This is a genomic window from Plesiocystis pacifica SIR-1 (assembly GCF_000170895.1).
Classification (GTDB): Bacteria; Myxococcota_A; Polyangia; order Nannocystales; family Nannocystaceae; genus Plesiocystis; species Plesiocystis pacifica.
The window spans coordinates 52452-72319 of record NZ_ABCS01000049.1; the positions used below are offsets into that span (position 1 = coordinate 52452).

Below are 19868 nucleotides of genomic sequence, written 5' to 3' on the forward strand. Positions count from 1 at the left end.
CACTTTCGGCCAAGGGACGCAGCTCACCCTGCCGCCCCCTGGCGGCCCCGTGCGCGGAACGCCCATCTCGAGGCCCAGACTGCTACCCTGACCCCGTGTCCGACGAACCGCCCATGCTCGACGGCCCTCCCCTGCTGGGCTCGGCGCCCGCCGGCACCCCGGCCCACCCGGGCGACCCCCTGATCGGCACCACCGTGGGGGGACGCTACGCGATCCAGGCGCGCCTGGGCGAGGGGGGCATGGGCGCGGTCTACCGCGGCGAGCTCCTGACCCTCGGCCGGGTCGTGGCCATCAAGGTGCTCAAGCCCGAGCTCGGCCGCAACCCGGTCATGGCCGAGCGCTTCCTGCGAGAGGCCCGGGCGACCGCGGCGATCGGCCACGAGAACATCGTCGACATCGAGGACGTCGACACCCTCGCCGACGGCACCGCCTTCTTCGCCATGGAGTACCTCGACGGCCACGACCTCGAGTCCCTCCTGCGCCACCGCGGCCGCCTGCCCTGGGCCCGAGCCCGGGGCATCGTCGTGCAGGTCGCCAGCGCCCTCGCGGCCGCCCACGACACCGGCATCGTCCACCGCGACATGAAGCCGGCCAACGTGTTCCTGGTCGACCGCTACGGCAACGCCGACTACGTCAAGGTGCTCGACTTCGGCATCGCCAAGTTCAACGACCCCACCAACCCCGACGGCCCCGCGCTGACCAAGGTCGGCGACGTGTTCGGGACCGCCGCTTACATGGCGCCCGAGCAGGCCATGAGCCACACCATCGACGGCCGCGCCGACGTCTACGCCCTCGGCTGCATGCTCTTCGAGCTGCTCGTGGGCCGCCAGCCCTTCGTCGGCGAGAACTACCTCCAGGTCCTCACCCAGCACGTCCGCGAGCCCCCGCCCCGGGCCAGCGAGCTCGCCCCCGAGGCCGGCATCACCGCGGAGCTCGACGCCCTGCTCCAGCGCGCCATGGCCAAGCTGCCCGAGCACCGCTTCCCGTCCATGGCGAGCTTCCGGGACGCGGTCCTGGCCATCCCCGAGCACGCCGCCGCGGGCGGCTACGACCCCCTCTACGGCGGCGGGCCGAGCCACTCCCCCCAGCCCAGCCAGCACTACCCGAGCACCCCGCCGCCCGCTCGCTCGACCGTGGCGCTCCAGGGCGTCCGGGCCGACCCGCCCCAGCAGCCCGCCCACCTCGCGCCGACCCTGCCCCCCGAGCCCAGCCTCGACGTGCCCGGGGCCCTCGCCGCCTGCTTCGTGACCTTCGCCCACGGCAGCGACGGCCACCTCGACGCCTCCGAGATGCGCACCCTGGCCACGCGCCTGCGCCAGTGGATCCCCGACACGCCCCTCGACCAGCTCGGCGAGCTGCTGCGTCGGACCGTCGCCCACTACAAGGGTCGGACGCCCGCCGAGCGCACCGAGCACGTGGGGCGCTGCGTCGAGATCCTGCGCAGCGCATTGAGCCCGGACCAGTGCCGGCGCATGCTCGACGACCTGCGCACCATCGCCGCCGCCGACGGCCACGTCCACGCCCACGAGCAGAGCGCGATCAAGGCCTTCGGCGAGGCCCTCGGCCTCGGCCTCGACCCGCGCATCGCCGCCGCGGCCGTGCTCTACCTGAGCCTGTGTCAGAGCGACGGCCACGTCGACCCCGAGGAGATGCAGGTCATCGCCGACGTCCTCGGCCGCTGGCTGCCCAGCGCGGGTCAGGCCGAGATCGGCGAGGTCCTCCGCGACAGCGTCAACGTGGTCAAGGCCCTGTCCACGGACCAGGCCCGCCTCGACAACGCCCGCGCCTGCGCCGACCAGCTCGCGGCCTCGACCAACCCCGACACGCGCAAGCAGATCCTCGGTGACCTGTGGCGCGTCGCCGGAGCGGACGGTCAGATCGCGCCGGAGGAGCAGCGCTTCATCATGGAGATCGTCGACCGCTTTGGGACGCTGGCTTGAGGCCTAGAGCACCAATCGGTTTGAGCGCGACGCCGACGAGCGCGCCCCGAGCAGCACCGCACCGACCGATCAGGCTCAGCCCCGAGAGCGGAAGGATCACCAGGATCTGAGCGGCCGGCGTCGCCCCCAAGGCGACCGCGACGGTCCAGCGCCCGACAGTCGTCGTTCAACCCTCGCGGGCGGCCCGCTGCCGCCCGCGAGCCCGGGCTTGCTCGGCCTCGACCTCCCGATCTCTCGGCGGGCTGTTGGTCTCGAGCTGGTCGAGCACGAGCTCTTTGGTGATCGCGTAGATGGCCTCGACGGCCTGCTCGAAGGCCTCGGCGTTGGCCTTCGAGGGCTTGCGCATGCCGCTGACCTTGCGGACGTACTGCAGCGCCGAGGCGCGGATTTCCTCCTCAGTCGCGGGCGGCTCGAAGTTGTGCAATCGCTTGATGTTTCGACACATGATCTTCGGGTCCGAGTCGCCGGGCGTGCAGCTCATGTGTAGCAGCTCGAGCGTGCCTGCGCGGGCGCCCCACTCAGCTGGCCGCGCTCCCGAGCGAGCGGAAGAAGGCGTCGGCCTCGTCGTCGGCGGGGAAGATCAGCTCGACGCGCAGCTCCGCGACGGTCACGTCCAGCGGCTTGTCAAAGCGCAGCACCGTGGCGATCGTAGGGACCTCGCGGCCCGGGGCGAGGCGGACGGTCCCGCCCATCACGACCTCGTCCCGCTCCAACACGTCGAGGGCCGGCGGCGCAGGTCCCAGAGCCTTCGCCAGCGACTCCGCCTGCTCGAGCAGCGCGGGGATGTCGGGGTGCGGGTGGGCGAACAGCTCGCGCCGGAGCACGGCCACCACCTGGTAGGCGGCCGCGCGCACCTCGGCCTCCGGGACCCCGGGCTGCGGGGAGCACCACAGCGCGATCAGCTGCGCCGGCTCGAGCTGCGTCATCCCAGGGAACAGGCGCTCGCCAGTGCGGTTGGTCCGGAGCACGCGCAGCCCCGGCGCGAACACGAAGGCGGGGTAGGGCTCGTGGTTCTCGAGCACCCGCTCGACGATCTCGCGGACGGGTCGCATGGCCTCGGCGTCGAGGTCGTGCTCGGTGTAGACGGGGCGCAGGCCCGCGGCCATCAGCAGCGCGTTGCCGTCGCGGAGCGAGAGCTGCAGCGCCTCGACCAGGCGCAGCACGAGCTCCCGGCCCGGGCGCGAGCGGCCGGTCTCGATGAACGAGATGTAGCGAGGCGTGCTGTCGGCCTCGATCGCCAGGTCCATCTGCGACAGCCCTCGGCGCTTGCGCCACGCCCGGAGGCGCTCGCCGAAGGGGCTGAGGGTCACGTCGGGCACGCCGCGACCCTCTCCACCCCAGCGCTCGCCTCGCGCTCGACCGCCCCTCGTAGCTCGCGCTCGAACTCCTGCATCGGCTTGCGCATCATGACACGCACGAGCGGGGCCATCGGGGCCGCCCACCACGCCATGCGCAGCTCGGCGCGGGAGGTCAGCCGACAGCGGGACGGCCCGAGCGACTCGATCCGCCACAGGTTGGTCGCCCTGGTGAACATCGCCGGGATGCCCTCGACCGCGGTGTAGCGAAAGCGCATCTGCGCCGGGTCATACTCCTCGAGGGTCTCGGTCACGATCGAGGCCGGGAAGGGGCCGAAGGACTGCGAGCTGCGACAGACCCGCTGCGCGCCGACCCCCAGCTCCCCGATCAGCCGCGACGTCTCGATGCTCCCCGTCCACTCTGCGATCTGCCCAAAGCGCTCGCCGAGGACCGTCCAGGCCGCGCGGGCAGGGGTGTTCAGCTCCAACTGCGTGATGAACTCCATGCCCGAAACCTAGCCGCGGCGGTCAACTGGGCCCATTCCCGGCCAGGGAAGCGCCGCCGCCAGCTCGAGCCGGGCTAGCTGCGTGCGGCCGCCAGGGCGGCGTCGAAGCGGCGATCGAAGTCCTCCAAAAAGCCCTGCACCTTCTCGTCCTCGAGCGCGGCCTGAACCTGCGCTTGCCCCTCGCTCACCGCCCCTTGCTGCTTCTCCGGCAGCGCCGACGCCCCTTCCTCCACGGCGTTGTCCCGGCGCACCACCGAGCGCACCGCCGCGGTCCCGACGGCCGCGAGGCTCTTGGCCCCGCGCAGGCTCTGGCTCAGGGCGTGACGCAGCACGCCCAGGTCGCTGCCTTTGTAGCTCTCCTCGAAGGCCGCCCGGATCGCCTGGACCTCTCGCGTCCGCTCCTTTTTGCTCAGCGCGTCGCCGAGCTCCCCCTTGCCGAGCTGGCGATCGAGGCAGCGCCCGAGCATCAGCGCGTGGCCCATGCGCAGGGCCATGTCGCGGATCGCCAAGAAGAAGAACACGGTCTTGAGCAATTTCTTGAGCGGGACCAGCAGCAGCTTGATGGGGAAGGTCAGGATCGACCACAAGAGCCCCAGGCAACCACCGCCGTCGCTGTAGAGCGGGCCGAACTCGCCGGTCTTGGTCGTGCGGCCGTGGCGATGGAGGATCGCCGCGACCATCTGCCGCCGGACCTGGCCCTCGACGATGTCGTCGAGGAAGGGCACGGGGATCAGCCGGCTCAAGCCGACCAACAGGCTCGAGTAGGACAGGACCACCGGCACGCCCTTGGCCGTCGAGGGAGCCTCTGGCTGCTGCATGGACACCACATACAAACGAAGACCGACACCGCACAAGCGCGGCGTCGGTTTTGTGTCCGAGTTGTCGAGGTCCTCAGCGGACGATTTCGAAGTTCGCGCTCCCGAGCACGCTGCCGTCCTCGCTCTTGACCGTCGCGGTCCAGTCGCCCGCTCGGCCCTCGGTGACCGGCATCCAGGCGCGGGTGCGGTAGCTGTGCGTCGGGCGGACGCCGACCTCGATGCTGTGGCGCATGACCCCGTCCCGGGCCCACTCCACGGTGACGGTCTCGGCCTCGCGGGGGTGGATGACCCGAAAGCACACGCTCACGCGCTCGTCGGCGCCGGCGTCGAAGACCCGCGTCGAGCCCTCGCACTGGCCCTTCGCGTAGCCCGTCCCGAGGTCGAGGCTGTCGAGGTGGATGCCCGTCGCGCCCACGCCTCCGACGGGCGCCCCGTCGCGCTTGCCCACGGGCAGGGCCGCGAAGGCGGCGAGGTGCGCCTCGGGGGTGTTCGCGGGGAGCAGGCTCGGGTCGCGGAGGGCCCCGCGATCGCCCGTCGCGGGGGCGGACTTGGGCTGGGCGATCTCGAGGGTGGTCGGGGTCGCGCTGGCCAGCACGGCGTCGGTCTCGGCGGGCGCTTCGAAGCTCGGAGCGGGCTCGGCCGGAGCCGCCTGTTCGAGGACCGCGTCCACGCTCGGGGCGGGAGAGATCTCGTTGGCCTCGGGCTCGACGTCGACCTCGCTCGCCGCGGCGTGCTGCTCGCCACGGGCCTGCTCGGAGGCGCTGGTGTCACACGCGAAGGTCGCGGACAGGGTCAGAGCAGCGAACAGAGCGGTACGAAGGGCGGTCGAGGCGTTGCGGGTCGGCTTGGTCATGGTGCCTCACATACGCACACATCAGCGCACCTCATTCCGCGCTTGCAAAAGAAATCCGAGTCTGAATTGCCAGCCCAGTCCGGCCGCCCCCACCTACAATCGAGCCTGCCCATGACTCAGAGCGCAGCGCAGCGACCCGACCCCACCGTCCAACGCAAGGCCGCCATCGCCTGGGGCAGCGCCCAGGACCACGCCGGCAAAGTCCGCGTCGAGCCCATCCCCAACTTCGACCTCGACCGGACCATCTTCAACCTGCTCGAGGGCAAGGCCGCGCGCTACGTGATCAAGACGCGCATCGCCAAGGAGCCGCACTGGGACAAGCCCGCGGCCCAGCGCATCCAGACCGCCTACGACGAGGCCCGCGGCCAGCACCCCCTGCCGCCCGTCGACCCCGAGCTGATCCAGTTCATGGTCGACGAGTGCAACTTCGACGTCGAGCACGCCGACGGCTCCTTCCTCGACCACCTCTACTTTTGCTTCGAGTACGGGGCCCAGCACTTCCCCGAGCACTCGGCCCTGGTCCTGCTGCTGCACTCGATCCTCGGCACGGGGACCAACACCTTCGCTATGACGGCGGACAAGATCCCGGCGCTGCGCGAGCGCATGACCGCCTTCGACTGGACCCACATCGAGGCCTTCCCCTCGGTCCTGCGCCTGCTCTACGACATGCCCCTGCGCCGCGAGCTGCGGGCCAAGCTCGGCCGCCTCGACGCCATGAAGTCGATCCGCTTCTCCCGGGTCATCGACAACGCGCCCATCGAGATGAGCGCCGAGGACTTTTGGATTCAGCTCAACTACCAGCTGATCCACCTCGTCGACTTCCTGCCCGTGGCCAACTGGAGCGTGCACGCCAACGACACGGCCTTCATCGTGTTCCGCGACCTCTACGACCTGCTGGGCAAGGCCGGCAAGCGCATGGCCAAGATCGACTACACCCCGGCCGCGGGCCCGCGCGCGCTGACCCGCGAGTCCCAGAGCTTCGGCGGGTGGCTGACCACGCTGATCCCCGTGACCACCAGCGAGAAGATGGCCGCGGGCTCGGTGCGGCGCTTCTCCGAGCGCATCGGCCACTCCATGGACTACAGCATCGCTTGGTGACCATGGCCCGGTCGACGCTCCTCGCTCTCCTGGTCCTCGCGGCGTCGGCCTGCGCCCCGGCCGAGCCCGAGCTCGAGGCTGGCGAGACGACCGTGGGCTCCGAGGAGAGCTCCGACTCCGACTCCGACTCCGACTCCGACGATGAGGTCGGCTCGAGCTCCGACTCCGACGACGATTCGACGACCACCGACTCCGACTCCACGGACACCGGGCGCCCCGACACCTGCGGCGACGGCGTCCCCGAGGCCGGAGAGATCTGCTACGCGGTCGTCGACCTCCCCGAGCTCGACACTGCGATCGGCACGGTCCTCGCCCACGACTTCGACGGCGACGGGCACCTCGACATCGCCGCCACCGAGGTCCTGCCCTGCCCGCTCCAGCCCGGCCTCGACCTGCAGCCTGCCCTGGGCTGCGCCCAGGCGGGCGCGGGCACGGGCGCGGCGGTCGGGACCCACGACGGAGGCATCGGCGGCGCGGTCTGGCTGGTCACCGAGGGCGGGGACATCGGCGAGGCCCTCCCCTTCCTCGACAGCGACGTGCTCCCCGTGGGCGCCGGGCCGGTCCTCGACGGCTCGACCGCGGACTTGCTGTTCTTCGACGGCCCCCAGGCGCTGCTCCTCCCGGGCCAGGGCGACGGCACCTTCGCCGACGCCCAAGTGCTCGAGCCCGGGCTCCCCGACCTGTTCATCCCCCACTACGGAGACTTCGACGGCGACGGCCGCCTCGACGTCGCCGGCACCCACGACGGGCAGCTGATCAGCGCCATCAGCCAGGGCGACGGCACCTTCCTCACCCAAAGTACCGCCCTCGGCTCCGTGCAGTGGCCCTTCGAGGTCGCCCACGTCGACGACGACGCGAGCGCGGACATCGGCGCCCACGATGGCGAGACCCTGTTCCTCGCCTTCGGCGTCCCCGGGGTCGGCGGCTTCGAGATCCAGCCCCTGCCCGTCTCCGACCTGGTCCGCTTCACCTTCGGCGACCTCGACGACGACGGCGCGACCGACCTCGTGCTGGTCACCGGCGAGCACCCCAACTACAGCCTCGGCGTCCGCCTTGGCGACGGCCAGGGCAACTTCGCTCCCCTCGGCCCGACCCTCGCCGTCGACCACACCCGGGCCTTCGTCGGCCGCTTCGACGGCGACGCGCACCCCGACGTCGTGCTCCGCTCGCCCGAGTTCGACTTCCTGCTCGGGGACGGCCAGGGGGCGCTCGGCTTCGCCACCAGCGTCCCCTTCGACTTCCAGCTCGAGGCCATCGCCGACCTCAACGACGACGGCATCGACGACCTGCTCGGCAGCGTCCACGGCGGCGCCCCCGTCCGGCTGCTGCTGTCCAACCCCTGAACTCCCACGCGCTCCAAATCAGAGCGCCGCGCGGATCCGGCTCCCCCCGTGGAGTACCCGCGAGGGCGGCACGCCGAAGGCGCTGCGGAAGCCCCGGCATAGGTGAGCGGAGTCGTAAAAGCCCGCGGCCAGGCCCGCGGTGGTCAAGCTCTCGCCAGCTCCCACGTGAGCCGCGAGCACGCGCATGCGCTCCCAGCTGCGAAAGCCTCGCCAGGGCACGGCGAGCTCGGCCTTGAACAGGTGCATCAGACGCGTCGGCGACAGCTCGAGCTCCCGGGCCAAGGACGCGAGGGAGGGGTTCGCCCGGGGGTCCGCGCGCACGCGCTCGACCACGGCGCGGACCCGGGCGTCGACGGGCGCGCGAGCGGGCTCGGGCAGCAGCCGCGCTCGCAAGCCGGCCTCCGTCGCCTCGGGCATGAGCGGCGCGTCGTAGAGCCCGCGCAGCCACGTCCGCAACCCCGCCGGCAGCTCGAGATCCGCGGCCAGGTCCCGGCTCGAACAACCCAGCGTCGCCGCGAGGGCCTCGGCCTCGCCGGTCAGCGCGAAGGTGTAGAGCGTGGCCATCAGCGTGTCGCCGCAGTCGAGGGCGTGCTCGAAGCCCGCGGGGATGAACGCGGCGCGCGTGCGGACGCAGCCCCGAGGCCCGCGCAGCTCGAAGGCGCCGTCGAGGCCCACGAGCAGCGCGGCGCAGGCGTGCCGGTGACGCCGGACCTCCCCGAGCTTCGAGACGATCAGCGCGCGCTCGGGCCACAGGTCGACGTGCGCGGGGGCGAGGGCCACGACCCCAGGGTAGTCCAGCGCCGCCCCCTCGTCAGCCGCGACAGCTTCGTACAAGCCGGCGGCCCGCGCCCCGTGCTAGGCCAGGATCATGGAGTCTGCTCAGGTCCTCGCCATCGCCAGCGCCATGGCCTTCTTCTTCGTCGGGCTGACCACCGGGGTATGGAAGTACGCCGGCATCCGCCGCGACGCCGAGGGCAAGGCCGAGGCCCCGGAGTACGTGAGCGTGTGCCACCGCGCGGCCTTGCTCTACGCCTTCGCCTGCCTGCTGCTCGAGCGCATGGTCGAGCTCAGCGCCCTCGCCCCCGCCGTCGAGCTCGGGGCCGCGGCGCTGGTCGTGTTCTTCTTCGCCTTCGCGGTCGGGACCTACCTGATCCACGGCTGGCTCGACGACACGGACAACCAGCTGCGCCGGCCCCACCGGCTCGGGCGCGGCGTGGTCCCGCCGGGGCTGGTGCACGGGAGCATGATCGCCCTGGCGGCCGGGGAGATCGGCGGCTTCTTGGTGCTCGCGTGGGGCGTGACGCGGACCCTGATGCAGGGCTGATGGTCGATGACGGCCACGCGCAGCCTCGCCTCCGGTGCGGCCAACGAAGCCTGCACCGGAGGCGCTCGCCCACGCTCAGCGCAGGTACATGTCGCCGACGTTCTCGGTCGCGCGCCAGGTGTTGGCGGCGTTGCGCGCGTTGGTCTCGGCGCCGAAGTTGTGCCAGGTACAGTTGGCGGTGCCCGGGGCGAAGCTCGGGCCCAGGGTCACGCGGCGGTTGGCGTTGCCCGAGTAGCCGTTGTTGAGGTTCCCGCGGGTGAACGACCACGCCGAGGCCTGCCAGGGGTTGCCGCTGTGGCTCGAGTACTGGCAGTCGGCGAACACCGTGTCGGACTCGAGCTCGCGGCAGTCGCTGATCGGGTGGTTGTCGTAGGTGTAGAGGGTCATGGGGCTGTCGCCCCAGGTCATGCGGATCTTGTCGCCCTCGCCGAAGTCCTGGCCGTCGTCCGGGGTCAGGTTGTGGATCAGCATCGCCTCGGTGCTCACGTCGGCGAACATCAGGGCGCAGAAGCTGTTGTTGAGCAGCTCGTCGGGGGCGAGGTAGGCGTCCGACTCGGTCACGCACACGTCGTCGCCCAGGCCGGTCTCGTTGATCTGCCCGCAGCGGGTCCAGCCGCCGCCGTCGGTGGTCATGTCGCAGAACACCTCGAGGGCCTCGATGGGGCCGTCGCCGTCGAGATCGATGGTGTACATGCCGTCGGTCGACTCGGGCGCGGCGTCCTTGATGGCCTTGCAGCTCGAGGCCACGACGCACACGTCGTCGACGCACAGCGCCCCGTTGCAGTCCTCGGCGCCGCCGCAGGCGAAGCCGAGGTCGCAGGGATCACAGCTGCCGCCGCAGTCCAGGTCGCTCTCGTCGCCGGAGACGATGCCGTCGTCGCAGGCCGGGGCCTGGCACAGGGTCGTGCACGCGTCGGTCTCGTCGTCGTTGCCGTCGTCGCAGCCCTCTTGCTCGGCGAACACCAGGCCGTCGCCGCACACGGCGTTGGTGCACATGCTGGTGCACGCCGCGTCGTCGGCGTTGTCCATGCCCGCGTCGCACTCCTCGCCGTCGTCGAGGACCCCGTTGCCGCACAGCGTCCCGGTGTCGGTCTCGGTCTCCGTCTCGGTCTCCGTGTCCGTCGTCTCCGTCTCGGTCTCGGTCTCGGTCTCGGTCTCGGTCTCGGTCTCCGTCGTGTCCTCGCTGGTGCCCGTCTCGGTCCCCGTCTCCGTCTCGGAGTCCGTGTCCGTCGACTCCTCCGTCGAGTCGGTCTCCCCGATCTCGTCGTCTCCCGGGGTCCCGCCGTCGTCGGTGCAGGCGAAGCCGGCGAGGGCGAGCACGAGGGCGCAGGGCAAAGTGGCGTGACGCTTGGTCGAGCAATGCATGGCCGGGAGCATGAGTGCCGCGCGCAGCAATGGCTAGTCTCAAAGCGCGCACTCACATGGCCGTGACGTTGATTTATGGCGCAGGGAGCCGTGCACGGCTCAATTCCCCGTCTCTAGACGGGCTCCGCAGAACTGTCCCAATTCGCCCCTGCGAATATGGCAATTACTACGGTTCCACAACCTTGGCACCAAGGCCCCAGCCCCCCGGTCAGGCTCGGGGAATCCGCAGCACGAAGCGCGCCCCGCCGAGCTCGGGGCTCTCGTCGACGAAGACCTCGCCGCCGTGGTCGAGGACGATCTTCTTGACGATCGCCAGGCCCAGCCCCGTGCCGTGCTCGCGGGTCGTCTCGTAAGGCTCGAACACGAGCTCGCGGCGGGCCAGCTCCACGCCAGGGCCGTTGTCTTCGACGCGCAGCTCGACGACGCCCGGGCCAGGCGCGGCCCCCTCCCCCGAGCTCGACGCGCTCATGCCCGCGCCGCCCAGCCCGACCTCGAGGTTGAGCTCGGCGCAGACCCGGACGCGCACGGGCTCGGCCCCGGCCTCCCGGGCCGAGAGCACCGCGTTCTCGACGAGGTTGACCAGGACCTGCTTGAGCAGCTGGCGGTCGCCGAGCAGGGCGAGCTTGGGCGCGGGCGCGACCTCGACCTGGGCCTCGCCGAACTGCCCGTAGGCCCGCTCGAACTCCCCGAGGATCCGCGCCACGGTCACCGCCTCGACGCTGACCTCGGGGACCTTGGCGAACTCGGAGAAGCTGGTGACCATGCGCCGCAGGCTCTCGACCTCGTCCTCGACGATCTCGACGGCGTCGCGGAGCATGGCCGAAAAGCGCGGGTCCTTGCCGGGGTCCTTCTCGCGCAGCTGCTGCACGGCCAGCTGGATCGGCGTGAGCGGGTTCTTGATCTCGTGGGCGATGCGCCGGGCCATCTCCTGCCAGGCCCCGACGCGCTGGAGGTAGGCGATGCGCTGGCGGGTGTCCTCGAGCTCGTCGAGCATCAGGTTGAAGGCGGCCGCGAGCAGCCCCAGCTCGTCGGCGCCCAGGCGCGGGGCGCGGACCGAGAGGTTGCCCGAGGCGACCTGGCGCATGACCGTGGACAGGTCGGAGACCTTGCGCGTGGTCCGGCGGGCGATGATCAGCCCGGCGAGCACGGCGACGAAGAGCACGAGGCCGCTGGCGAGGGCGATGGCCATGACCATGGCGCGCTGGATGTCGTTGCGCTCGACGGTCTCCGTCTCCCCGCCCGAGCCCGAAATCTCGACGGTGCCGACGCTGCGCGCGAGCTCGCCGAGGCGCTGGTGGCGGAGCAGCATGGCCGGGTCGGCGGCCCAGGTCACCTGCACGCTGCCGCCCACGCCCTCGCCCTCGCCGTGCCCGAGCGCCCGGCGGATCGGGACCGTGCCGGCTCGAGGCGCACCGCCCATGCCCCCCCGCCCTGACCCGCCCGACCCCTCGCGCGAGACGACGATCTCGAGGTCCCCAGGGTCCGGCTCGACGACGACCTCGAGGGCCGAGTCGTGCTCGACCAGCCAGGCGTCGAGGAAGGCCTCGACCTCGGCCCGGTCCGCCCTCGGCTCGTCGAGGACCCCCTCGAGCTCGTGGGGCAAGAGCGCGGTCTGGGCCTCGAAGGCCGCGCGCTGGGCCGCTGCGAGCTCGGCGTAGTAGGGCTCGGCGAGCTCGATGGCCTCGCGCTCGACGGCGACCTGCTGGGCGCTGAGCTGGTCGTAGTAGCCCACGCTCAGGGCGACCAGGTAGCCCGAGGCGCCCACGCACAGGATGCCGATGGCGACGAGCGAGATGGTGATCCGCGCCTCGAGCCGGCCCCACCACGGCGGGCGCTGGCGCAGCTCGCCGCGCTCTTCGAGCAGGGCCCGAGACGGCCGGGTCCGCGCGCGCCCGCCCTTGGTCGCCGCCCTCGACCTGCCCTCGCCCCCGCCTCGCCCCGCCCTGTGCTCCTCGACCACGGCTCAGTCCTCGGGGATGAAAAACAGCTGCGTGCGGAACTCGCTGGTCTGCTCGGCCTTGGGTCGGGAGCGCACGAACATCCCGACCCAGCGCGAGAACACCTCGAGGTCGCGGTCCTGGCCGCGCGCGCTCGCCGAGGCCCCGCCCGCGCTGCGAGCCTCGATGGGGTTGCGCTGGGCGAACACGGTCACGAAGTAGACGTGGTCCTCGCCGATGCTCAGGGCCGCGAGGTCGGCCACGGCCAGGCGCAGGTGGGTCGCGGCCTTGATCGCGTCGGCCCGGGCGGCGAAGCGGCGCAGGGTCGGCTGGGCCCCGCCGAACCGCGTCTGGACCATGTAGTCGCGGTTCCACGGGTCCCACTGGACCTTGACCTCGACGCCGAGGGTGGCGAGGGGCGCCCGGCTGCCGCCCTTTTCGAACACCGCGATGGAGTAGACCAGGCGCGTCGCCCAGCCCGACTCGAGCGACTTCATGGCCTGCTTGTCCGACTCGCGCAGGAGCTCGCTGGCCTTGAACGCGACCTTCACCTGGGCGCTGTTGTAGGTGACCTTGGCGTTGCGCTTGGGCAGGGCCTCGGGGGCGGCCGCGATCAGCGGGGCGCTCACGGCCACGATCGCCAGCCCGCGCAGGAAGGCCCGCCGCGGCCAGCGAGGCGCCCTCGAGCCGCCCTCGCGCTGGCCCTCGCGCTGGCCCTTGGAGCTCACAGCGGCGCCCTCTCGAGGATGCTGCCGACGGAGATGTCGAAGGTGCCGATGCTCGTGTCGAGCTTGAGGCCAAAGTTGCCGTTGAGGCCGACGGGCGCCCCGGGCAGGCCCGCGTCGACGCGCCGCGCCCGATCGGCCTCGTCGCCCATGAGCGTGAACACGCCGGCCGACACGTAGAGGTAGCCGCCGTAGAGGAAGGAGGTCTGCGGGAAGCGGAACAGCGGGACGCCGTACTCGAGGTCGACGCGCCCGCCGAGCAGGCCCAGATCGAGCTCGTCGACGCCGGTGTTGAACACGTCGATGGGGTAGCGCGTGGAGTACTGCAGCCCCATGGTCCGGCCGGGGGTCCAGTCGGCCATGTCGCCAGGCAAGATCGCGACGAAGCGCGGCGCGTCGCCGGCGATCTGCCCGCCCCACACGCTCGGCGTGAGCCAGTGCCCCCAGGGCAGGCGGAAGCTGTAGCCGCCGCCGATGAGCACGCGCAGGTACTCGTAGCGCGAGCCGATCGCCGGCGAGGACAGCTCGACGTCGATGCGGATGTGCCCGCCCTTGCCGAGGATCGCCGCGCGGCTGCGCTGGTCCCAGGAGAAGCTGAACTCCGCCGTGCTCAGCACGTGCAGGCCGTCCTCGAGGTGCAGGTCCACGGGCAGCGTGGTCCCGTCGGCGAACACCCGCTCGGGGCCCAGCTCGGCGCCAAAGTCGGGGAGCTCGGCGTGGATCGCCTCGACGCGGAAGTCGATGCCCAGGGACAGGTCGGCGCGGAAGGGCACGGTGACCCCGATGACGCCGCCGTAGCGCTGGTAGGGGATCGTGTCGAAGTGGCTGGGGCTCGGGTCCCAGCCGGCACCGCTGACGCGGTAGGGCTCGTTGGCCGAGATCGCGTAGGCGCTCGCGGCCACGCCCATGGACGAGCCGGCGATGGCCGGGAGCTCGGTGAACAGCTTGTAGGCCTGCTGCCGCCGGGGGTCGTCGCCGACCTCCCCCGGCCCCGGGCTGGTCTCGAGGCCCACCGGGCGCACGCCGACCACGAACGCGGCCCCGAGGTGGACCGAGCGCCCGGCGAGGTTGCGCTCGACCATGTCGAAGCCGCCGGCGAAGGGCGTGAGCACGGAGCCCTGGCCGTGGATGTCGCGGATCTGCAGCGAGCCCTTCTCGTGGACCTCGATGATCAGCGAGGCCTGGTCGGCGCGGTCGGCCACGGGCACGAGGCGGATCGCGACCTGGTCGAAGTAGCCCGTCGAGCGCAGGCGCTGGAGGGCGCGATCGATGCGCGGGTCTTCGGGCCAGAACACCTGCGAGCCCTCGACCAGGCCCTCGGCCTCGAGCGCCTCGCTGATCTGCCGGGCCGTGACCTGCTTGCGCCCGCGGATCTGCAGGGCGACAATTTCGACGGAGCGCTCCGTGGGGCCCTCGACCTCACCCCCCGCCTCGCCGGCGGTGGCCCCCAGCTCGAAGTCCTCGTCCCCAGACGACACCGGCTCCACGTCGGCGCCGGCCCCCTGCGCGGGCTCCTCGGGGTCGGGCTCGGGGGCCGCGCGGACCGGCCCGAGCTCGGGCGGAGCCGCCCCTGCCGTCCCCGACCCGCCCAGCGCGACCATGGCGACCATGGCCAACCCCCTGACCAGGGCTGCCGCGCAGCGGGTCCGCAGGGACGCTTTGGAGAGTGTGTGGGTCACGATCGGGGAGGGCTCGAAGGCCTGCGGGGAGAGACGAGGGTGGCCGAGCGTGGATTCGCCGGGCCCGCCGGTCGGAGTGTACTCGGCAGACACGGCACCCGGAGACCCGAGCCTCAAAGCCCCTCCATGGCTCCATGGCTGGCTCCCCCGACCTTCTCCAGGTGCGCGGGCGCACCTCGGCGCGCTCAAAATTCGACCGCCGCGCACCCCTTGCCTAAGATCGCCCGATGAGTACGCGACGCACGGTCCTGGTCGTCGAGGACAACGACGCGAACTTCGCGCTGATGCAGCGGCTCCTGGAGTCGACGGGGCTGTGGACGATCGTGCGCGCGACTCGGGTGACCGAGGCCGAGGCCGAGCTCGCCCGGGGCAAGCCGGCGGCCATGCTCTTGGACCTCGACCTCCCCGACACCGACGGGCTGACCCTGGCCCGCCGCGTCAAAGCCGACGCTGCCCTGCGCGACATCCCGATCGTCGTGGTCAGCGCGAGCGTCATGAAGCAAGAGCGCGACCGGGCCGAGGCCGCGGGCTGCGAGTACTTCGTCGAGAAGCCCTTCGACATCGATCGATTGCGCTCGGTGGTGGCCGAGGCCGCGGGCCCGAGCCCGGCCTAAACGGCCCCCGAGCATCTCTCGAACATGGGGCGACCATGGGCTCCGCGACTCCCGGCTTGGAGTATGCTCGCCCCCCCGATGGCGCCCACCTTCCCCAAGCTCGCCGACTGCCGCGCAGGGCTCGCGCAGTCCTGGGTCCCCGTGTGGGTCTCCGACATGGAGACCCTGCGCTGCGTGTGGGCCAACGCGCGCGCCCTCGAATTCCTCCAGGCCGAGAGCGCCGAAGAGCTCTACGCCCGCGACAACCTCGACGGCATCTCGCACAGCGCCCTGGCGATGATCCGCTCGGGCTGCGAGCGCGTCCGCAAGGGCGAGGTGTTCCACAACGAGTGGACCTTCTACCCCAAGGGCGAGCCGGTCACGGCCCAGGTCGAGCTGCGCGGCATCGACATCGGGGACGGCCGCCTGGGCCTGCTGACCCAGAGCCAGCGCCGCAGCGAGGCCTCCGCCGTCACCCTCCAGCGCTCCATGGCCATCGCCCAGTATACGAGCACCCTGGGCGTGCTCTTGGACACCGAGGGCGCGAGCCTGGCGACCAACTTCGCTGGCGAGCAGACCATGGGCAAGATCCCGTGGCGCGAGTGGTTTTGCGACCCCGAGGTCCCCGCGCGCATCGTCTCGGAGGTCCGCGCGGGGCGGAGCTTCCGCGAGCTCGCCGAGGTCCAGGTCCAGGGCGAGCGCCGGTGGTTCATCGTCGAGGCCCAGACCCTGCGCGACCCGGCCACCGGTTCGCTGGGCATCCTCGTCGAGCACCGCGACGACACCGAGCGCGTCGAGGCCCAGGCCCTCGCCGACTCCCGGGGCGCAGACATCGATCGCCTCAGCGAGACCCTGCGCCTGGTCGAGACCCAGCGCGCCGAGATCCTCTCGCTGACCGCCCCCTTGCTCGAGGTCGGCGCGGGCACCCTCGCCGTCCCGCTGACCGGAGAGCTCGGCGCGGACAAGCTCGAGTCGACCACCATCAAGCTCCTCGACGCCGTCCGCGACAAGGGCGTGCGCACGGTGATCCTCGATCTGACCGGCGTCCTCGGCCTCGAGAGCGGCACCGTCTCGCGCCTGCTCCGGCTGATCCGCGCCTTGAGGCTGCTCGGGACGCAGCCGGTGATCACGGGGATCCGGGCCGAGCTCGCGGCCGCGCTGTCGAGCGAGGCCGAGGCCCTCGAAGCCCTCGAGGGCATCCCCACCCTGCGCAGCCTGGCGGCCGGGCTGGGCTTCCAGCGCGAGAACTAGCTAGCGGTTTTCCGCGGCGGCCTCGAGCTCGGCGAGCTGCTCGGGCGTGTTGACGCCCGCGACCTCGAGGGCGTCGACCTCGACGGCGATGACCCTTCCGGCCTCGGCGCGCAGGGCCACCAGATCCGTCAAGTAGATCTCGCCGGCGGCGTTTTGGCTGCCGAGGGTCGGGAGCTCGCGGCGCAGGTGCTCGGCGCGGACGCAGTAGACCCCCGCGTTGCACTCGCCGATGGCCCGCTCGGCCTCGGTCGCGTCCTCGTGCTCGCGGATGCCGACGACGCGCCCGTCCGCGTCGCGCAAGATCCGGCCGTAGCCCCCGGCGTCCGCGGGGCGAAAGGTCGCCAGGGCCAGGCCCGCCGAGCTCTCGGCGCAGGCCTTGGCCAGGGCCCCGAGGGTCGCGGCGCGCAGCAGGGGCACGTCGCCGCTGAGCACGAACACCGCGCCTTCGAAGGGCTGCTCGGCGCCTCCGTCGAGGCCCGGCAGGGCGCACAGCACCGCGTGGCCCGTGCCCTTTTGTTGGTCCTGGACGGCAAAGTCGACGACCCAGCCGCGCCCGGGCGCCTTCGCGGACACCGCGGCGCGCACGGCCTCGCGCTGGTGGCCGATCACGACGATGGAGCGCTCGACCCCGGCCTCCGCGGCCGCGCGCAGAGGGTGGAGGACCAGGGCCTCGCCCCGGAACTCGTGCAGCACCTTCGCTCGATCCGAGCGCATTCGGGTGCCCTTTCCAGCGGCGAGGAGGACGGCGACGCTTCGCACGCCGGGACGCTACCACGAGGGCTCCCGCGGCCCCGTGGTAGGCTCCCGCCACGCGCGCGAGCCTTCGCCGTGGGAGAGCACACATGTCACAGGCCCGGTTCCAGAGCTTCGAGGCGTTCTTCCCCTACTACCTGGGCGAGCACCGCAACCCGACCTGCCGAGCCCTCCACTTCGTGGGCACGGCCGGCTTCTTCGGGACCTTCGCCTACTTCCTGGCCCGCGACCCCCTCGGCTTCGGGCCGCCCTTCGCCGCGATGGTCATCCTCGGGGCCATCGGCAACGTGATCGAGCGCAAGCGCAACGCGGCGCCGGTGTTCCTGGTCATCGTCGCGGTTGGGGTGTGGTCCCAACCCTGGCTGCTGCTCGGGGTGGTCTGGGCCTACTTCTTCGCCTGGCTCGGCCACTTCAAGGTCGAGCACAACAAGCCCGCGACCTTCACCTATCCGCTGTGGTCCCTGCTCGGCGACTTCCGCATGTGGGGGCTGATGGCGATGGGCAAGCTGTGGACCGGCGATCCCCTCGAAGAGCTCGGCCTGAGCGTGCCCGAGCCCGAGGCCTGACGCGCTCCAGCCCAAGCCCGCCCTGCCCACGAGAGTGCGCCCTCGTCGCGGGTTTGCGAGCGACACGGAGCTGCTACCATCCGCCCTCGGTGGCGGTGATGGGGCTTTCAGATTCGGAGCTGCTGGCGGCCTGGCGCGACGGCGACAACGGAGCGGGCGAGGAGCTGTTCGATCGCCACGTCGACGCGGTCGCGCGCTTTTTCGAGAACAAGGTCCGCCAGGGCGCGGAGGACCTGACCCAGGCGACCTTCCTGCGCCTGCTCGAGGGCCACCACCGCCTGCGCGAGGGCTCGGCCTTCCGCTCGTTCGTATTTGGCATCGCCCACAACGTGCTGCGCGAGCACCTGCGCCAGCTGGCCCGCGGGCGCAAGGTCGACCCCGAGGTCGAGTCCATGGCCGAGCTGGCCCCCGGGCCGAGCACCATCGTGGCCGAGAAGCAAGAGCACCGCCTGCTGCTCGAGAGCCTGCGCCGCCTGCCCATCGCCTCGCAGATCATCCTCGAGCTGACCTACTGGGAGCGCCTGCCCAGCCACGAGGTCGCCGAGATCCTCGACATCGCCCCGCCCACGGCCCGCCGGCGCCTGTCCAAGGCGCGCCAGCAGCTCAACGAGGCGATGCGCGCCCTGGCCGAGTCCCCCGAGGTGCTCGAGAGCACCATCCAGAGCCTCAACGGCTGGGCCGAGGAGCTCCGCCAGCAGCTGGGCGGCCCGGCAAAGAGCTGACCCCGAGACCTCCAGGAGCTCCAGCGATGCCGGCGAGCGACGCCCCACCGCCCGAGGTCGATCCGAGCGGCCTCGGAGCCCTCGCCCCCAAGCGCTCGGACCACGAGCACCGGCGCGTCGTCGGCTCGGCGCGGCGGCGGCTGTTCGGCGGTGATCGCATCGAGCGGGTGGGCCGCTACCGCGTCGAGCGACGCCTCGGGCCCCGCCCCTTCGGCCCGGGAGCGAGCGACGCGGCCACGGAGATCGTCGCCCACGACGACGCCCTGAGCCGCCGGGTGCTCTTGCTGCACGCCCTCGCTGGCCTCGACGCCGCCGAGCTCGAGGGCCTGCGGGGACGCCTCGAGGCCCTCGCCGAGCTCGGCGACGCCAGAGCCCTCGACCAGCTGCGCCTGCTCGACATGGGCACCCACGCGGGCCGGCCCTACGTGGTCCTCGAAGAGCGCGCGGGGGTCTCCCTGCAGCAGTGGTCCCAGCAGGCCAAGCGGCGCTGGCCCGAGCTCGTCGAGGTGTTCGTGCGCGTGGGCCAGACCCTCGCCGCGCTGCACCGCGCGGGCCTGGTCCACGGCGCCGTCGACCAGGGCGTGTTCGTCGAGCGCGACGGCGCGAGCTACCTGAGCGCCCCCTTGCCCCTCCCCGGCTCCTCGCACGACGCGGCCCAGGATCGCCGCGCCCTCGCCCAGCTCCTCATCGACGCGTCGTGGCCCGAGTCCCCAGCCGAGGCGCCGCCCCGGAGCCTGTCCGCGGACCTCCCCCCGCGCGCGCTGTGGTCCGCCCTGCGTCAGGACTGGCCGACGACCGAGGCCCTGCTGCGCGCCGTCTCACGGGCGTCTCGGGTCCGGCGGCGCGCCGCCTTGGCGGGGCTCGGCGCGGCGACCCTCGGCCTGGGGCTGAGCGTCGCCCTGGCCACCTCGCTCGACACGGGCGCGGCCCGGGACGGCCAGCTCGGCGCCGCCGAGCGAGAGCGCAGCTCCCAGTGCGCCCGCTACGACGCGGATCTCGGCGGCACCTGGGACGCGGACACCCGGGCACGGCTCGCGCGGCGCTGGGCCGCCCCCGCCGACGCCGCGCCCCACGTGCGCGAGAGCGGAGCCCGGGGCCTC

20 protein-coding genes are annotated in these 19868 nt (G+C 72.2%); 9 read left to right on the top strand and 11 right to left on the bottom strand.

Annotated elements, in window-relative coordinates:
* The first annotated feature begins 95 nt into the window (after window positions 1–95).
* Window positions 96–1940 (top strand): protein kinase domain-containing protein, encoded by a 1845-nt coding sequence (locus tag PPSIR1_RS43600; RefSeq protein ID WP_053335413.1) that lies wholly within the window; start codon window positions 96–98, stop codon window positions 1938–1940.
* Between the two features lie 166 nt (window positions 1941–2106).
* Here the strand turns inward: PPSIR1_RS43600 and PPSIR1_RS23190 are convergent, their stop codons facing one another.
* The 5 genes from PPSIR1_RS23190 to PPSIR1_RS23210 all read right to left on the bottom strand — a co-directional run bounded on the left by PPSIR1_RS23190 (window position 2107) and on the right by PPSIR1_RS23210 (window position 5412).
* Window positions 2107–2385: a DUF2277 domain-containing protein gene (locus PPSIR1_RS23190; RefSeq protein ID WP_045116602.1), complete on the bottom strand. Its 279-nt coding sequence runs from the start codon at window positions 2383–2385 to the stop codon at window positions 2107–2109.
* A gap of 73 nt (window positions 2386–2458) precedes the next feature.
* Window positions 2459–3259, bottom strand: a complete 801-nt coding sequence (locus PPSIR1_RS23195) for a helix-turn-helix domain-containing protein (RefSeq protein ID WP_006973597.1) — start codon at window positions 3257–3259, stop codon at window positions 2459–2461.
* The gene (locus tag PPSIR1_RS23200; RefSeq protein ID WP_006973598.1) at window positions 3247–3741 is read right to left on the bottom strand and encodes an SRPBCC family protein; all 495 of its coding nucleotides are present in this window, start codon (window positions 3739–3741) and stop codon (window positions 3247–3249) included. Before PPSIR1_RS23200 ends, PPSIR1_RS23195 begins: the two co-directional genes overlap by 13 nt.
* Window positions 3742–3815: 74 nt before the next feature.
* Window positions 3816–4559: a hypothetical protein gene (locus tag PPSIR1_RS23205; protein WP_006973599.1), complete on the bottom strand. Its 744-nt coding sequence runs from the start codon at window positions 4557–4559 to the stop codon at window positions 3816–3818.
* Window positions 4560–4632: 73 nt separating this feature from the next.
* Window positions 4633–5412, bottom strand: a complete 780-nt coding sequence (locus PPSIR1_RS23210) for a DUF2914 domain-containing protein (protein ID WP_006973600.1) — start codon at window positions 5410–5412, stop codon at window positions 4633–4635.
* Between the two features lie 111 nt (window positions 5413–5523).
* On the opposite strand from PPSIR1_RS23210, the gene PPSIR1_RS23215 reads away from it, so the two are divergent.
* A complete protein-coding gene (locus PPSIR1_RS23215) occupies window positions 5524–6510 on the top strand; it encodes a hypothetical protein (protein WP_006973601.1) in 987 nt (328 codons plus the stop codon).
* A gap of 2 nt (window positions 6511–6512) precedes the next feature.
* The gene (locus PPSIR1_RS23220) at window positions 6513–7853 is read left to right on the top strand and encodes a hypothetical protein (protein ID WP_045116589.1); all 1341 of its coding nucleotides are present in this window, start codon (window positions 6513–6515) and stop codon (window positions 7851–7853) included.
* An 18-nt stretch (window positions 7854–7871) separates the two neighbouring features.
* On the opposite strand, the gene PPSIR1_RS43605 is transcribed toward PPSIR1_RS23220, so the two are convergent.
* Window positions 7872–8633, bottom strand: coding sequence for a helix-turn-helix transcriptional regulator (locus PPSIR1_RS43605; RefSeq protein ID WP_157595874.1), 762 nt, complete (start codon window positions 8631–8633; stop codon window positions 7872–7874).
* 88 nt (window positions 8634–8721) lie between these two features.
* Here PPSIR1_RS43605 and PPSIR1_RS23230 point away from each other — a divergent pair, with 88 nt between their 5' ends.
* Window positions 8722–9177 (top strand): hypothetical protein, encoded by a 456-nt coding sequence (locus PPSIR1_RS23230; protein WP_006973604.1) that lies wholly within the window; start codon window positions 8722–8724, stop codon window positions 9175–9177.
* Window positions 9178–9252: 75 nt separating this feature from the next.
* On the opposite strand, the gene PPSIR1_RS23235 is transcribed toward PPSIR1_RS23230, so the two are convergent.
* From PPSIR1_RS23235 to PPSIR1_RS23250, 4 genes are all read right to left on the bottom strand, one after another.
* Window positions 9253–10542, bottom strand: a complete 1290-nt coding sequence (locus PPSIR1_RS23235; RefSeq protein WP_157595875.1) for a fibrinogen-like YCDxxxxGGGW domain-containing protein — start codon at window positions 10540–10542, stop codon at window positions 9253–9255.
* A 208-nt stretch (window positions 10543–10750) separates the two neighbouring features.
* Entirely contained in the window at window positions 10751–12502 is a 1752-nt protein-coding gene (locus PPSIR1_RS23240) for a sensor histidine kinase (protein WP_006973606.1), read from the bottom strand.
* Window positions 12503–12505: 3 nt separating this feature from the next.
* Complete coding sequence (locus tag PPSIR1_RS23245; protein ID WP_006973607.1) at window positions 12506–13207, bottom strand: hypothetical protein; 702 nt, start codon at window positions 13205–13207, stop codon at window positions 12506–12508.
* Entirely contained in the window at window positions 13204–14814 is a 1611-nt protein-coding gene (locus PPSIR1_RS23250; RefSeq protein ID WP_006973608.1) for a BamA/TamA family outer membrane protein, read from the bottom strand. Before PPSIR1_RS23250 ends, PPSIR1_RS23245 begins: the two co-directional genes overlap by 4 nt.
* A 296-nt stretch (window positions 14815–15110) precedes the next feature.
* On the opposite strand from PPSIR1_RS23250, the gene PPSIR1_RS23255 reads away from it, so the two are divergent.
* The gene (locus PPSIR1_RS23255; protein WP_006973609.1) at window positions 15111–15497 is read left to right on the top strand and encodes a response regulator; all 387 of its coding nucleotides are present in this window, start codon (window positions 15111–15113) and stop codon (window positions 15495–15497) included.
* A 78-nt stretch (window positions 15498–15575) separates the two neighbouring features.
* Window positions 15576–16727, top strand: a complete 1152-nt coding sequence (locus PPSIR1_RS23260; RefSeq protein WP_045116590.1) for an STAS domain-containing protein — start codon at window positions 15576–15578, stop codon at window positions 16725–16727.
* Here PPSIR1_RS23260 and PPSIR1_RS23265 read toward each other — a convergent pair whose 3' ends face one another.
* A complete protein-coding gene (locus PPSIR1_RS23265) occupies window positions 16728–17486 on the bottom strand; it encodes a sugar phosphate nucleotidyltransferase (RefSeq protein ID WP_269744728.1) in 759 nt (252 codons plus the stop codon). It lies immediately after the preceding gene.
* Window positions 17487–17569: 83 nt separating this feature from the next.
* Between PPSIR1_RS23265 and PPSIR1_RS23270 the strand changes: the two genes are divergently transcribed.
* The 3 genes from PPSIR1_RS23270 to PPSIR1_RS23280 all read left to right on the top strand — a co-directional run.
* Complete coding sequence (locus PPSIR1_RS23270; RefSeq protein WP_006973612.1) at window positions 17570–18046, top strand: Mpo1-like protein; 477 nt, start codon at window positions 17570–17572, stop codon at window positions 18044–18046.
* A gap of 98 nt (window positions 18047–18144) precedes the next feature.
* Entirely contained in the window at window positions 18145–18768 is a 624-nt protein-coding gene (locus PPSIR1_RS23275; RefSeq protein ID WP_006973613.1) for an RNA polymerase sigma factor, read from the top strand.
* 26 nt (window positions 18769–18794) lie between these two features.
* Window positions 18795–19868, top strand: a 1074-nt coding sequence (locus tag PPSIR1_RS23280; protein WP_006973614.1) for a protein kinase family protein, incomplete at its 3' end; no start/stop codon positions are given.

Excerpts from the sequence above, each read along its gene's own strand:
- PPSIR1_RS23220 (WP_045116589.1), top strand. The coding sequence starts at position 6,513 with ATGGCCCGGTCGACGCTCCTCGCTCTCCTGGTCCTCGCGGCGTCGGCC.
- PPSIR1_RS23215 (WP_006973601.1), top strand. The coding sequence starts at position 5,524 with ATGACTCAGAGCGCAGCGCAGCGACCCGACCCCACCGTCCAACGCAAG.
- PPSIR1_RS23235 (WP_157595875.1), bottom strand. The coding sequence starts at position 10,542 with ATGCATTGCTCGACCAAGCGTCACGCCACTTTGCCCTGCGCCCTCGTG.
- PPSIR1_RS23210 (WP_006973600.1), bottom strand. The coding sequence starts at position 5,412 with ATGACCAAGCCGACCCGCAACGCCTCGACCGCCCTTCGTACCGCTCTG.
- PPSIR1_RS23270 (WP_006973612.1), top strand. The coding sequence starts at position 17,570 with ATGTCACAGGCCCGGTTCCAGAGCTTCGAGGCGTTCTTCCCCTACTAC.
- PPSIR1_RS23275 (WP_006973613.1), top strand. The coding sequence starts at position 18,145 with ATGGGGCTTTCAGATTCGGAGCTGCTGGCGGCCTGGCGCGACGGCGAC.
- PPSIR1_RS23205 (WP_006973599.1), bottom strand. The coding sequence starts at position 4,559 with ATGCAGCAGCCAGAGGCTCCCTCGACGGCCAAGGGCGTGCCGGTGGTC.
- PPSIR1_RS23230 (WP_006973604.1), top strand. The coding sequence starts at position 8,722 with ATGGAGTCTGCTCAGGTCCTCGCCATCGCCAGCGCCATGGCCTTCTTC.
- PPSIR1_RS23260 (WP_045116590.1), top strand. The coding sequence starts at position 15,576 with ATGGCGCCCACCTTCCCCAAGCTCGCCGACTGCCGCGCAGGGCTCGCG.
- PPSIR1_RS23250 (WP_006973608.1), bottom strand. The coding sequence starts at position 14,814 with ATGGTCGCCATGGTCGCGCTGGGCGGGTCGGGGACGGCAGGGGCGGCT.
- PPSIR1_RS23255 (WP_006973609.1), top strand. The coding sequence starts at position 15,111 with ATGAGTACGCGACGCACGGTCCTGGTCGTCGAGGACAACGACGCGAAC.
- PPSIR1_RS23190 (WP_045116602.1), bottom strand. The coding sequence starts at position 2,385 with ATGTGTCGAAACATCAAGCGATTGCACAACTTCGAGCCGCCCGCGACT.
- PPSIR1_RS23200 (WP_006973598.1), bottom strand. The coding sequence starts at position 3,741 with ATGGAGTTCATCACGCAGTTGGAGCTGAACACCCCTGCCCGCGCGGCC.